Annotated in this window: 13 protein-coding genes; all 13 read right to left on the reverse strand. The window is 42.9% G+C overall.

Annotated features, from left to right (window positions below; genetic code table 11):
* Positions 1 to 221: 221 nt before the first annotated feature.
* Positions 222 to 1,073, reverse strand: coding sequence for a dTDP-4-dehydrorhamnose reductase (gene rfbD, locus ACYVRZ_RS10265; protein ID WP_461226621.1), 852 nt, complete (start codon positions 1,071 to 1,073; stop codon positions 222 to 224).
* A gap of 57 nt (positions 1,074 to 1,130) precedes the next feature.
* Positions 1,131 to 2,156, reverse strand: coding sequence for a dTDP-glucose 4,6-dehydratase (gene rfbB / locus ACYVRZ_RS10270; protein WP_461226622.1), 1,026 nt, complete (start codon positions 2,154 to 2,156; stop codon positions 1,131 to 1,133).
* Between the two features lie 3 nt (positions 2,157 to 2,159).
* On the reverse strand, positions 2,160 to 2,732 hold the full coding sequence (gene rfbC / locus ACYVRZ_RS10275; protein ID WP_461226624.1) for a dTDP-4-dehydrorhamnose 3,5-epimerase: 573 nt from the start codon (positions 2,730 to 2,732) through the stop codon (positions 2,160 to 2,162).
* Positions 2,729 to 3,607 (reverse strand): glucose-1-phosphate thymidylyltransferase RfbA, encoded by an 879-nt coding sequence (rfbA, locus tag ACYVRZ_RS10280; protein WP_461226626.1) that lies wholly within the window; start codon positions 3,605 to 3,607, stop codon positions 2,729 to 2,731. The genes rfbC and rfbA overlap by 4 nt, the downstream gene beginning before the upstream one ends.
* 45 nt (positions 3,608 to 3,652) lie before the next feature.
* Positions 3,653 to 4,567, reverse strand: coding sequence for a beta-1,6-N-acetylglucosaminyltransferase (locus ACYVRZ_RS10285; protein WP_461226628.1), 915 nt, complete (start codon positions 4,565 to 4,567; stop codon positions 3,653 to 3,655).
* Positions 4,568 to 4,635: 68 nt separating this feature from the next.
* Positions 4,636 to 5,961, reverse strand: coding sequence for an MATE family efflux transporter (locus tag ACYVRZ_RS10290; protein ID WP_461226630.1), 1,326 nt, complete (start codon positions 5,959 to 5,961; stop codon positions 4,636 to 4,638).
* A gap of 70 nt (positions 5,962 to 6,031) precedes the next feature.
* Positions 6,032 to 7,357, reverse strand: coding sequence for an O-antigen polymerase (locus ACYVRZ_RS10295; protein ID WP_461226631.1), 1,326 nt, complete (start codon positions 7,355 to 7,357; stop codon positions 6,032 to 6,034).
* Positions 7,354 to 8,283, reverse strand: coding sequence for a glycosyltransferase (locus tag ACYVRZ_RS10300; protein ID WP_461226633.1), 930 nt, complete (start codon positions 8,281 to 8,283; stop codon positions 7,354 to 7,356). Before ACYVRZ_RS10300 ends, ACYVRZ_RS10295 begins: the two co-directional genes overlap by 4 nt.
* A gap of 4 nt (positions 8,284 to 8,287) precedes the next feature.
* Positions 8,288 to 9,181 carry an alpha-1,2-fucosyltransferase gene (locus tag ACYVRZ_RS10305; RefSeq protein WP_461226635.1) on the reverse strand — a complete coding sequence of 298 codons (894 nt, stop codon included), beginning with the start codon at positions 9,179 to 9,181 and terminating at the stop codon, positions 8,288 to 8,290.
* 16 nt (positions 9,182 to 9,197) lie between these two features.
* A complete protein-coding gene (locus ACYVRZ_RS10310) occupies positions 9,198 to 10,244 on the reverse strand; it encodes a glycosyltransferase family 2 protein (RefSeq protein WP_461226637.1) in 1,047 nt (348 codons plus the stop codon).
* A gap of 2 nt (positions 10,245 to 10,246) precedes the next feature.
* Entirely contained in the window at positions 10,247 to 10,999 is a 753-nt protein-coding gene (locus tag ACYVRZ_RS10315) for a CDP-alcohol phosphatidyltransferase family protein (protein ID WP_461226639.1), read from the reverse strand.
* Positions 10,996 to 12,102: a glycosyltransferase gene (locus ACYVRZ_RS10320; protein WP_461226640.1), complete on the reverse strand. Its 1,107-nt coding sequence runs from the start codon at positions 12,100 to 12,102 to the stop codon at positions 10,996 to 10,998. Before ACYVRZ_RS10320 ends, ACYVRZ_RS10315 begins: the two co-directional genes overlap by 4 nt.
* A gap of 326 nt (positions 12,103 to 12,428) precedes the next feature.
* The gene (locus ACYVRZ_RS10325) at positions 12,429 to 13,136 is read right to left on the reverse strand and encodes a sugar transferase (protein ID WP_461226642.1); all 708 of its coding nucleotides are present in this window, start codon (positions 13,134 to 13,136) and stop codon (positions 12,429 to 12,431) included.
* Positions 13,137 to 13,632 lie beyond the last annotated feature (496 nt).

Consider the following 13,632-nt stretch of genomic DNA (forward strand, 5'->3'; position numbering starts at 1 on the left):
TTTTACAATCTGCGGCGAGTGAAAGGCAGACTAAAGGGCAAGTCTCCAGTTGAATGCCGAAAACTTGCCCTTCAAAACGCTGCATGAGCGAATTATTTAATTGTCCAACTCCATGGGTTCACATCACTATTTAGGCATATTTTCATCGCTTTATAGTTAGAATTTGGAAGCCGTTTTTCATGAATAACGTAAAGTAGAAATGACATAGAGTTTTAAAATCACTATTTGGTGAGATCAGCCTCGTTCATAAACTGGTGCAACGCCTCTCGCCACGTCGGGATTTCAAATCCAGTCTTTTCCGTCTCACGCAAATCCAGGACAGAATGCCGAGGCCGATATGCCTTTTGTGGATATTCACTAGATGATACCGGCACTACATCAACATCATCATTGTTCTTAAGAATTTCTCGTGCGAATTCGTACCAGGTACAGCTACCCTCGTTAGATAGATGGTAAGTCCCAAACTCAAGATTCTGGTCAATCGCATATGTCATAAACTCAGCTAGAGTTTTGGTCCAAGTAGGGCGACCAAACTGATCATTCACGACTGTCAGCCGGTTATGCGTCTTAGCAAGATTAAGCATCGTGTATACAAAATTGTGACCGAATCTGCCGAATACCCAACTTGTACGAATAATATAATACTTTGTCGCAAATTGGCGGATTTCTTGTTCGCCTTCGTACTTTGCACGACCGTACTCATTCTTCGGCGCTGGTTTGTCATTCACCGAATACACGTCTTTTCTCTCACCGTCAAAAACGTAATCCGTACTAATGTATACAATCGTCGCACCTACCGCCTCAGCGGCTTTCGCCAGATTTCGTGTTCCGTCAACATTAACGCGTTGATTATCAGATTTCCCCTCACCCTCGGCCTCATCAACCGATGTATAAGCTGCACAGTGGTAGATAACATCTGGCCTGAAATTCGCAACATATGTTTCTACAGCTTGCGCATCCGTAATGTCTAGCTCATTTGAAGCCGTTCCGCGATAAGCAAGGCCACGATTATCTAATAGTCGACATAGTTCGCTCCCAAGCTGCCCATTGGCACCAGTAATCAAAACTTTCATTTCGAGACCTCCATTGTCATTAAAAAGCGAAGCTAAATCAGCTTCGCATCAATAATTCTATTGACCCTGTCGAGCATACTTCGCCTCTACGGCCGACTTCTCCGCTCGCCACCAAGACTCATGATCCCGATACCAATCGATTGTATGCTGCAATCCAGTCTCAAAGTCTGTGTACTTCGGGCTCCAACCCAGTTCGTCACGTAACTTGGTCGAATCAATTGCGTAGCGCAAATCGTGTCCCGGCCGATCTTTGACCTGTTCAAAGTCTGAAGCGCTCTTACCCATTAAGCGGAGTATTTCTTCAAGAACTGTCCTGTTGTCCTTCTCGCCATCTGCACCGATTAGATACGTCTCCCCGATTGTCCCTCTAGTTAATATTGTCCAGACGGCAGCTGAATGATCGCGGGTATGAATCCAGTCCCGGACATTCTTACCGGTTCCATAGAGCTTTGGTTGAATGCCCGCAAGGATGTTAGTAATTTGTCTTGGAATAAACTTCTCAATGTGCTGATAAGGACCGTAGTTGTTTGAACAATTCGAGATGGTTGCTCTCACTTTGAACGAACGCATCCACCCATGGACCAACATATCACTTGCAGCCTTCGTTGCACTATATGGGCTAGACGGGTTGTAGCGGCTTGTGGTTGTGAACTTCTCGCCGGCTCCTTCACCATGACCTGGCAAATTTTCACGCAATGGTAAATCACCGTAGACCTCATCAGTTGAAACGTGATGAAAACGGAGGTCATACTTACGAGCTGCCTCCAAAAGTGTATAGGTTCCAATCACGTTGCTGTGAAGAAACGGAGTCGGATCGAGAAGTGAGTTGTCATTATGACTCTCGGCCGCATAATGAACAATCGCATCAACCTGACTAGCCAACTTGTCGACAAGCCCTGCGTCACAAATATCCCCGACCACCAATCTAACGCGTTCGCCAAGAATATCTGCGATATTTGCCCTATTACCAGCATATGTAAGCTTGTCGAGGACAGTAATGTCAACGTCGGGTTGCGTCTCATGAACATAGTGAACAAAGTTCGAGCCGATAAAACCTGCACCACCTGTTACAAGAAGTCTCATGTGTTAAATCTCCCCGTAAACAAAATTGTTATCAGCATCCTTTAACCGCGGGTGCTTCTTGTCTTTGTCAGACATAATTAAGTGGTCTGCTGACATTGGCCAGATGATGCCGATATCCGGATCATCAAAAGCAATGCCCCGATCTGCGTCTGGTGCATAGTATCCCTCAACCTTATAGCAGAAGTTTACATTAGGCGTCAACGTAATAAATCCATGCGCAAAGCCTTTGGGAACGAGCAACTGTCGGTGATTAGCCTCGCTCAGGATATAGCCTTCCCATTGACCGAAAGTCGGCGAACCTTTCCGAATATCAACAAGCACATCCTCAACGACTCCTGTGACTACGCGAACCAACTTCGCTTGAGCATGCTTACCGTACTGATAATGCATACCACGAAGAACTCCGGCCTCGGCCGACAGGGATTGATTATCCTGGTTGAAATCATTGGTAATACCCGCCGCCAGGAATTTATCTCGTGTGTAGGTTTCAGTAAAGAATCCACGATTGTCACCAAACACGTCAGTCTCAATCAACTTAACGTCTTTCAACTTTGTTGGAATAACTTTCAAACTCATTTTGCTGTCTCCTGTTCCACTAGCTGTAGCAAATACTGACCGTATTCAGTTTTCCGAAGCGGTTGCGCCAACTGATTCACTTGGCTGATATTAATATAACCCATTCTGTAGGCAACCTCTTCCAGACACGCAATCTGTAAATTTTGGCGTCTTTGAATCGAAGCAATGAAGCTCGCTGCCTCAAGCAGAGACTGATGCGTCCCTGTATCTAGCCAAGCAAATCCACGTCCCATGAGTTCGACGTCTAATTTTCCTGCCTTTAGGTATGCTTGGTTAATGTCTGTAATTTCGAGTTCTCCACGTTCGGAAGGTTTAATCGTCTTTGCAATTCTAACCACATCATTGTCGTAGAAATAAAGACCAGTAACCGCGTAATTGCTGGCAGGATGCTGGGGCTTCTCAGTAATTGACTTTGCATGCATATTCTCATCAAAATCAACAACACCAAAACGTTCCGGATCGCTGACGTGATACCCAAAGATTGTTGCGCCTTCTAATTTAAGTGCAGCACGCTGAAGTATATCTGAGAGACCACCGCCATAGAAAACATTATCACCAAGAACCAAACAAACTGAATCATCGCCAATAAAATTCGCGCCAATAATGAAAGCCTCAGCAAGTCCATTAGGCTGTGACTGTGCGAGATAAGTCAAGTTAAGTCCGAGATTATGTCCATCTTCAAAAAGGCTCTCAAATCTCGGCAGATCATATGGCGTTGAAATAATCAGGATATCTCGAATTCCAGCCAGCATTAAAGTGGACAAGGGATAATAAATCATTGGTTTATCATATATAGGTATTAATTGTTTTGAAACAACTCGTGTACTAGGATAAAGTCGGGTGCCCGAACCTCCTGCAAGAATAATCCCTTTCATAATTACTACCTCCGATAACAATTAAAAAGTAAGAACTAGTTTCTGTTAGATTGTTAAATCGTGATCGGCCATCACACGTGCGTAAAAAGCATCAATAAGTTTGCTACTTCTGATCTCATCTACTTTTCTGGCAAAAAAACACCCGCTAGCGCACAAGTCGTCAAAATCAGCTTCCGTGAAAACATATGGGTTGCCTCTTTCCCAATCTATAAATCGTTTAGCATCAAGATAGGTTCGTTCAACATGTTTAAGACTGGGCCCCGTATAGTGATAACGGATAAATCCATTTGATCTCAGAAATAAAGTCTGAACAAATAATTCGTCCGCGCAATAAGTTTTTGAGAAAGTCTTACGTATCAAATCCTCATGAGAAATTATATACTCAGCAAACGCATCTGTAATGTCGAAATAAGTCGACCCAATTCCAAACGGCTCAGTGAAATCAATTCTAGACACGTGTAACATTTTTTGTGGTGCGACGCTTAAGTGACGCAAAATCTTTGCCAGAGTGCCCGGGCGACCAAGTAACTGCTGAAAAGGGTAATAGTATGCCACTCGGTTTAAAAAATGAAGATCAGAAATCGGTTCTATCTGTCGCAGACTGATAAACTCTTCACCTTGATGTTGATCAAAAAAATTGTGCATAACTCTCTGAGAAACTAATGGCAAATCAGCTCCAGTAATCAAGTGGTAGTACATATAATGACTCGTTGATCTGGCTTTCTTTAGTAAAAGCAAAATTGCTTGAACTAAACTGTAGCTTCCCCAAGATACAGAAATTCGATTCGTCAAAGTCACTTTCGAAAATTGTGCAATCTCTACAAGATCAGATTCATCAATTTTTGATTTTTTGTCAATATGAATATAGATATCGTTTCTCGGATCATCTATCATTCTGATTATTTTTTTGAGTAAACCAACCTGCTGATGTGCCATAATGAGGCATGCATGTTTGGCCAAAATGCCCATCTCCTCCAAAGAACTTCCTGTTCTGTATTTGTACTCACATCTAATTCTATTGTGGCTCGTTATTTGCGTAAAACATCTCTCCATATATTTCCAATATCGCCGCGGTGAAAAATGAGATAGGCGAAATATACAACGGCAAATAGTATCCACGAAAAAATGCCAGGCAAAGTGATCAGCGATATTAAGTATACGATTGCTAAAAACAGCTCCCAAAAAACGTCTCCGAAGCACTTATAGTCAATCATTCTTGCGAGAAGAAATTCCGAATACACATTTCTAAACATTATGGAGAAAACCATAGAGAAGATGACTACGTAGATATTCCTTACAACAAACGCCCCCAACAACGCGATTGTGGCACTAAGTGCGACGGTTTCAAGATTAATCTTAAGCAAAATTTTTTCTTTTCTCAAAACTTTCAAGTAGGTCATCGATAGTAAGTTCATTTTTCCGTCAAATATGCATAACGGTAATAGGAAGCCTAAAACCTCGAAGCTGGTACTATACTCAGGAATCCAAATATTGAGAATCAATTTTATCGGCAAAAAGCTAAGATAAATCGCCGGTAGAAGATATCCCAGTAGCTTCTGGCCTGTGCCATAAAAACTTTCAAGTTGCTTTGTTGTCGCTCTACGCAGAGCTGGAAACAATACCATGCTAACTTGACAAATAAATACCAGAAAGAAATTCTCGATTGAAAGTGCAAAAGAAAACTTACCAAAGGATTCAATTCCCCAAACAATATCGATTAGCTTTCTGCCAATTCCAATAATTAACATGCCAGCTATGTTTGCAAACATAAGATTAATCCCTACACCCATATTTCGAAGCATACGCTGAAATGTGTCGTAGAGGCTCTTTCCTGGCATCATCAGCATGGTCCTTGACATATAGGCAAAGTACAACAACGAGATAAACTTCGCCGTCACGTAAAGATACGCAAGCGGAAGATACGAACTGGTTCTCAAGAGAAGTGCAGCAATCACAAACATCAAAAAGAAAGCTTTCTCAATCATCGTTGCTATGGAGAACTTTTTAGTATCATTAACAGCTTGAAAAAAATAGCCAATATCAGCGTTCAAGTTGCTCAGTACCGCAAAGACACCCGTTAAGATAATGACCATTGATCGAGAAGAATCAGATGTATTTCTTAGTGCGAACAGACAGATGCCAATAACGAAAACTGTTTGAAGTACAGTATTTAAACGAATCTGCGGTCCAACATTGTCATCAATAGCCTCGCCAACAGATCGGCCTCCTTGTGTTAGATACAGGCCATCGTTGAAGCCAAGCGATAGAAATCCCACATAAGTAGTGTAAAAAAGAAACAACTGCCAGTATGAAAACTGTTCAACACCAAGAATTTTCGGAACAACTAATGACATGACAAAGCTTAAGACAAAGGAAATGGCTTGGGCAGAAAATGCGTATAGGAGATTAGATAGTATTTTTCGTCTACTTTGCATCCGAGATAATCATTCCCTTCGATGAAACAAACTTATATTTGAGTACAAACAACACAGAAATATATAAAACAGCAATCTGAACAAAGTACCCAATTGAAATCTTGCTAATGAAAAACTGATCCTCCATGGCCTGCATCGGAATGAGGCCAATCAAGCTCATATACAGAATGAACCAAAATCTACCCCTCGTTTTTTCTAAGTCGAGACGCGTAAGAAATGCATACAGTCCATTAAATACAAGCGACAATATCATAGGAAATATAAACACTCCGCTCATTCCAAAATCGTGATAAGCTCGTCTCAGTTCAGTATAAACATTACCCAGTGGAATTCCTGTTGACGAATTTCGGAATTCAAGCGACACCGAAATCGCAGAATGGGTCAAATGAATCTTGCTTAAAGACCCGACAAGTCCAGTCAATGATTCAATGCCAACACCTGTGTTTCCCTCATGTAAAGTTCGTAAGTATTCATCCAGTAGCGCAATAGATCCGCCGAAGTAGCGTGTCGTATATTGGAAGATTGTTTCACTGCTGACGCGACCCACAATTGACTTTGTGTAATAGAAAACTAAAATGACCAATAACAAGGCAAGTATTCCGTAAAAGATAAGTACTCGATTAATATTTATTTTATGTGTCTGCGTATTTTTTCGGAGGTAATACCATTCGAAAATTCCTCCAAGAAAAAGTACAATAATTCCACCTCGTCCGCCTTTAATTAACGTTTGAAGGACCGAAATAGCTACCGGGAACATCATGAATAACGTAGTCCGTTTGCTCTGTTTACCAGGCAAACTCAAGTTATATATGACTACAAATAAATAGATTACTCCCGTCGCTGTTGAAAATTTAAGAAGCTGCTCTAAAAATTCATTTATACTGTTTCCTTCGCCAAGTGCGCTTTTAAATGCCGTCATCATGCCGAAGCTTTTATAGTAATCATCAGCATTTAACGAGATGCTTTGAACGTCTCGGTACAACCAAATCGTTAATGCAATTCCTACCACGGACACAGTCAGAGTTTTCTTCCATCCAATTAATATCGGATTGTTTGGTAATTTTACCTTTGTTTCTATTATCGATCTTCGAAAAGGCAACTGACCAACGAGGAAACCTCCAACTCCCAAAAGGATTACAACTACGGTCTTTGATGAAAGATCCAGACCCCATCTATCTATATTCAGAATGGCAGCGAATACTGCAAGTAAGAAGCCACTAACATATAAGACGCTCGGGCTAAGCAGGTCACGATTATTTAAGACATATGCCAGAAAAAGCGTACCGATCAAGCAGATTAATAGGATAAAAATCATTTTAATTCCTCGTTACGAATTTTTCTGTATAGATAGACAATTTGCTTTATTGAAAAATTTAAATAACTGAGTGTCTTCACAAGAACTCTTTTAGGAATTCCTACTGCGAGGTAATACTTCAAATATACATCAAGCGATTTTTCAGATTCTCTAAACGCAAACAATGACACGTGTTTTGCGTTCGAGCCTATTGTCTTTCCGGACTCATGTGTAACATACATATGTGGATCAAATCTCAGCTTTTTATGCTTGTCCTCGATTTTTTTCCCTAATATAATTTCTTCGGTATACAAAAACGTCCTCTCATCAAACATTCCAATCGATTCAAAAAAAACTCTGTCGATTAAGAAGAATGCGCCCGACGGAACTGTAAAATCAATTTTTTTTTCGTACGGAATCCTGTTTTTAAAAACTTGTTGATCATATCGTCGTTTAAAGACGCGTTTCAACAAAGCATTGGACTCAATCAAAATGTCACTGTAGCGATACGTATTGCGAATACTGATTTGCTCATTTTTGGGTTCTTTTTTCCATTTTGTCCAGACAATTGGCTGAGCACCCACAATTTCTCTGCTTGAATGCTCAACTGTGTTAATCAAAGATTCAACAAGTCCAGCACTTTCCACTCGGACATCTGGATTCATCACCACAATATACTGGGCTTCACACTTTTCTATGAGATATCTAATTCCGAAGTTATTTCCATACGCGTAGCCGCGATTTTCACCGGTAGATACAACAAACGTATTTGGCAAGTTCAACTCCTTCAGCCTCTGAAACTCACCTAGCCTAGTGGATCCACCATCGACGATGCATATCTCGAATGATTTTGAAGTAGCTTTGTCAATCACTGAACTCGCGGCGCCGAGCGTATCCTCGTAACTATTGTAGTTTAGAATAACCACACCATATTGAACACCCTTCACTGTCTTACCTCTTTTCTTGGAGCCTAACCGGAATCAAAGTCCATTCAGGTAAGTATAAGGCCCTATCTTTCGAGCCCTGGTACCACTGGTCTGGTGCAACAACGTATTCTCGATGTTCAACGGCCAAATATTGGGCCCACCATGAAAAGGTGCTATTCGAAATGATGAAATTTCGACACGCCGTCATCAGTACCAGGTCTTCGACGGCACTTTTCGTGTCATCAATGATGGTTATCCCAGGCAAATTTCCAAGCTGTTGTTTTGCCCAAGCACGATCATCTGAAAAGACGTAAAAATGTGCGTTCGAAATTTTATCTTTAATAAAGCTTATGCCTTGAAGATAGTAGTCAACTGTACATACTTCATAGCCCGTCCCTACGTAATCCCCTCTTCGAACATGTATGCAGACAGATGATTCATCATCTTGAATTCTATCTAACCATCGTGCAACGTTTGTTGTGTTAGGGACCTGCAGCCTCAGCTCACGGCTCAATTCATGCCTGACGTTTATTGAATAATCGGCTGCTTGCCAGTACCCGCCAATGTATATATCTTTATCGGTGTGAATGAACGGCATCGATAGAATCTCTTTTTCATACCATACTAGTGAATTTTCGTTTTTGGCAAAAAATTGCATAAAATGTTTTGGAGAAATTCTTCGAGCAAGCTTTGCTCCAAAATTTCGTCTATGCACAAACCAGGGTAATTTTTTGCTTTCAAAAAAAACATCTGAATTTAATTGAAACTGGTCAAGTTCAATTTTTCGCTGTCTATCATACCGATCAAGTTCATACGTGTTAAGCACAATTCGTTGGCCGGTACGCCTCTGCCAGCTCCTCGCAAAAGCATATTGAAACAACTGGTTACCCAGTCCTCCAGTAATGTTTATATAAATCATTATGCCTCCAGCTTACTTACATAAGGGCGTATTGCACGTGCCTAACCAGCGCCAACAAAGATATAGGAAAGAAACAACGTCTTCTTAAAAAAACAATTACAAGTCTACGATTTATATCTAACTTCCCGTAGTCGCCAAAAATCATGGCGTGTTTGACAAGCCCAATCTCTAGAAAACTTTTAAGCTCGTTCTTTCTTTTTGAATATGGTTGTTTGTTACATGGATTAAAGATACCGGAAATGGCAGTCGTGACAATTACATATAGTATACGCGTATCAAGCATTCTAGTTAGTCGTTCTTTTCTGTCATCTTTTGAGTCATAAGATTTGATGATGTTAAGAATATATTCGAAGCAACAAATTATTAAACGATTGGTTTCTAAACTAGGAAAATGCGAAATCGATTCCGGGTTATACCTATAGTGATATGATGTTTTCGGACAATATATCACAGAATTCGCCTTTGAAAAAAGTAAAAAACTGAAGACAATCCCCTCTGCCCCTTGCTTTAGCTTATCAACGTGTCTAATGTTATTGTCTACAAGAAATGATCGTCGAATCAATTTACAAAAAACCTGTGCAATTTTTCCGTTAAAGTCCAAGACTCGTTCTGCTAAAGCAAAGCACTCTGCTCCGTTGTACTCGATTGGCTCCTCTCCAAGGCTACTTGTTTCAATCTTTCGTCTGGAACCCTCTGAATACTGATTCCACATCACGACATCAGTTTTATGCTGTCTGACCTCCTTCAGCATCATTTCACAAGTATTCCCGTCTAAGTAGTCATCACCATCTACGAAAGTTATAAATTCGCCCCGCGCTGCATCGAATGCTGAATTTCTCGCAGCTGACAGACCCGCGTTTTTTTTATGAATTACTTTAACACGACTATCAGTTTGGGCATATTCGTCACATATTTCTCCACAACGATCCGGAGAGCCGTCATCAACCAGGATGATTTCAATGTCCTGTAGGCTCTGTTCAATTAGGCTCTCTATACACTTTCGCAAGTAGTTCTCCGGGACACTATATACAGGAACCAAAATACTCACAGCTGGTGTTCTCATCGTTAAATTTCCTTCTCACGGCTTCGGGCCCGTCGAACATAAATCAAAACTGCGACTATTGCAGACCCGGCGTAGTATATAAGGCAATAGAGGATCACAAGATCTAATGCGTTAGCAATGGCACCGATCAAGATAAGTAACGGCAACACCCCACCTATTCCGAATTCAGCCTCAACTCGCACTCGAAAATCTCCAACTTGAGTATGATCCTCACGAACATCAGCCTCTAAATGCAAAACCCCCTTGCTCACCAAGTGAAGCTCAGTATTCTTATATTTTTGATAAATTAATCTCATTAACGTATCCGAGCTTGAAGCTATAGCCCCAAGAAATATAATCCAAGGTTGAGAGGGGGCAAGAAGCGCTCCTCCATTCATATAAACACTCAATCCCAGGGCCGGTCCAAGAAGGCCAACTAAAAGATAACTGCTAATTGCATCCGAAAAGTCTCCAAAGGCTAATTTTTTTTGGCTTCGAGCCATATTTCCATCAGTACAGTCTAAGAGAAGCCAAACATTCACTAGAATGCCTCCTGCTATTGCAGGCCATCTTCCGGGAATGCAAAAGGCTACGATGGCTACAATAGCCAGAACCGCCGATATATACGATACGTCATTACCTGTAAGGCTCGCTCTCACGGCCCAGCTAGATAAGTAAAACGAAATAGGTCTGTAAATAATCTTGGATAATAACGGATCCTTTCTTTTTTTCCACGTTGGCATGTCATCGCGAAAATATCTTGCTGAGTATTTCATATTACCTCACTTGATATGGTGTCTGGTTCTGCCCCACGATAAATATCTACGTATTTTTTTGACATAGACTTTATGTTGTATTGTGTAAGTATATCTCTTTTTGCATGTCTAATTTGTGTTTCAGGCTTTTCCGCTTGGATTTTTCTTATCACAGAAATATACTCACTCAGTGTTTCACAGACGTATCCGTTTTCTCCGTTGTGAATTACATCGCGGCTACCAATTACGTTGCTAACAACGCATGGTTTCCCAAGGTACATTGCCTCCAAAAGCGAAATTGGTAAGCCTTCCCAAAGTGATGGCAAAACAAATATATCAGCCAAAAGTACTTGACGAATTACTTCTCTTCTCGAAAGCCACCCCGTAATTTGAATATTTGGAGCACTCAATTCTTTTCTAAGTTCTCCGTCACCAATCCAAACAAAGTCATACTCTGGCAAGCTAAGCGCAATCTGATTAAACAGGCTTGGATTTTTCTGAGTGCAAATACGTCCTATAGTAAACACTCGTTTCTTCGACTTCTCTGCAATACTTAGTGGCTGGTAGCTCTCAACAAGCCTATCAATCTCGTTTGTGTCAATGCCATTTGACACGTAGAGCGAATGTTTGCTAAATTTCTGCGTCTCGCAAAATTCCCCTTTGCTGCAACTGATCGTGATTGTCTTACTCTTCGATGCAATTAGCTCTAACATTCTGTAAGCCACTCTTCGCAGGCTACTGACATTCTTCATGAGAAAACTATAACCATGAGGCGTATAAAAAAACTTAGCTTTATAGAACATAGAAAGAATTCTGCCTAAAAAGCCCGCCTTGGATGAGTGCAAATGTACTATATCCGGATTTATTTGGCTTATTAATCTGGATAATTCTACCATAGCCATAAAATCACGAATTGGATTAATATTTCTTCGAAAGCTGTTAACCGGTATCAACTTTACTTTGCCGGAAAATTGACTTTCTAGATTGGCAGGCGTCTGCGTTCTACGGCCATACGCTATAAAGACATCAAACTCTTCCGTTAGCTGAGATGAGAGATTCTCCAAATAGGTCAGCACACCACCACCCATGGCCTCTGTGATCATTAGTATCTTAGGTTTTGCCACGCACGTTTCCCCCATCTAACTTTCGACTTTTACCTCAAGTAGGTATAGTCACTAAACTTGATACACCAAGGAGTCTGGCCGAGCTCCCCTGCTCGGACCAGACTCCCATCCCAGAACTGACTGCTACTGCAACCGCGACTCCCCACGAGCCGCGGGTTGGTGCTTGGCGCCGCCGCACTGGCAGCGCCAGGCGTTCGGAGCGGATGCGTCGCGCCGCCGGTTGTGGCAACGCCAGGCACCGGTAGCCGGCGCGGTGACGCCGGACACGTTTTTCGGAACGTTTTAATTACAAGTAACCGCGAACCGAATCCGCTTTTCGGAACGTTTTAAATCCCGGTGGCTTTGAACACGATGCCGACCGTTTTGACCAGAATCACGATGTCCTCCCACAGGCTGCGGTGTTCGATGTACTCGAGGTCCAGCGCGACCATGCCTTGGAAGCCGACGTTGTTGCGGTCGCCGACCTGCCAGAGCCCGGTACAACCGGGGGTGACGGTGAGGCGCTGGCGGTCGTAGTCGGTGTATTCGTCAACCTCGCGCAGCAACGGCGGCCGCGGCCCGACCAGGCTCATGTCGCCGCGCAGCACGTTGTAGAGCTGCGGCAGCTCGTCGAGGCTGGTGCGGCGGATGAAGCGGCCGATGCGCGTGATGCGCGGGTCGTCTTTCATCTTGAACATGGCGCCGTCGACCTCGTTTTGGTCCAGCAGCTGCTTGAGCTTGGCCTCGGCGTCGACGCACATGGAGCGGAACTTGAACATGCGAAAATGCCGCCCGTTTTTCCCAACGCGTGGCTGACTGAAGAACACTGGGCCGTGGTCGTCCTTCTTGATCAGAAAGGCGAGGACAGCAAAAAGCGGCGACAGGACGATGAGGCCGGCCGCGCTGGCGACGATGTCAAAAACCCGCTTGACGAAGCGGTAGACATATTGGTGATCGAGGTCGACCACGTTAATAAGCGCTACGTCTTGCGCGTCCTGGTGCAACTCAGGAACAGGCGCAGACGTCACGGTGGTGATGTGCTGACTGTTTTGCATAACTGGCTCCCCAATGTCGTGTCGCGATCGTTCCCCAACGGTCGCGCGTTCCCCCGGTACTCGGTAATCGTTAACGCACGGAACTAAAATACGTCTAATCTCATCATAAAGAAACTTTAACAAAAGTCAATCAAAAATCCGAAATAAATTCTTGCTGTCGCTTTCAAAAGTTTCGAAAAATAAAAACTGGAACCGCTTCCCACTGCTCGTCGTCTTGACAGCCGCCCCTCCCCGCGACGAAATGATGGGAATCGGAAGATGAGAACATTTTAGGCGAGATATTTTCTCGTTTATTATCACTATCAGCTGGACACATACTGTCCGGATGCGACGTCAACCGCGTGTTGCCGGGCCCGGCAGCGGTTCCAGAACGGTGGCTCGCCTGCCTTTCAGGCGCGATTTCTCTGATTTTTTCGCTGGCCGAGGGCGGCGCCGCGACGGCCCGATTGTGGCCTGGCCGTGGCTGCGACCGACGCGACCGTTTTTTCTCGCCGGT

This window comes from Lacticaseibacillus suihuaensis, from assembly GCF_054785075.1.

Coding starts and splice junctions, on each gene's coding strand:
- ACYVRZ_RS10315 (WP_461226639.1), bottom strand. CDS start 10,999: ATGAAATACTCAGCAAGATATTTTCGCGATGACATGCCAACGTGGAAA.
- ACYVRZ_RS10290 (WP_461226630.1), bottom strand. CDS start 5,961: ATGTCATTAGTTGTTCCGAAAATTCTTGGTGTTGAACAGTTTTCATAC.
- ACYVRZ_RS10305 (WP_461226635.1), bottom strand. CDS start 9,181: ATGATTTATATAAACATTACTGGAGGACTGGGTAACCAGTTGTTTCAA.
- ACYVRZ_RS10325 (WP_461226642.1), bottom strand. CDS start 13,136: ATGCAAAACAGTCAGCACATCACCACCGTGACGTCTGCGCCTGTTCCT.
- rfbA (WP_461226626.1), bottom strand. CDS start 3,607: ATGAAAGGGATTATTCTTGCAGGAGGTTCGGGCACCCGACTTTATCCT.
- rfbD (WP_461226621.1), bottom strand. CDS start 1,073: ATGAAAGTTTTGATTACTGGTGCCAATGGGCAGCTTGGGAGCGAACTA.
- ACYVRZ_RS10310 (WP_461226637.1), bottom strand. CDS start 10,244: ATGAGAACACCAGCTGTGAGTATTTTGGTTCCTGTATATAGTGTCCCG.
- ACYVRZ_RS10295 (WP_461226631.1), bottom strand. CDS start 7,357: ATGATTTTTATCCTATTAATCTGCTTGATCGGTACGCTTTTTCTGGCA.
- rfbB (WP_461226622.1), bottom strand. CDS start 2,156: ATGAGACTTCTTGTAACAGGTGGTGCAGGTTTTATCGGCTCGAACTTT.
- rfbC (WP_461226624.1), bottom strand. CDS start 2,732: ATGAGTTTGAAAGTTATTCCAACAAAGTTGAAAGACGTTAAGTTGATT.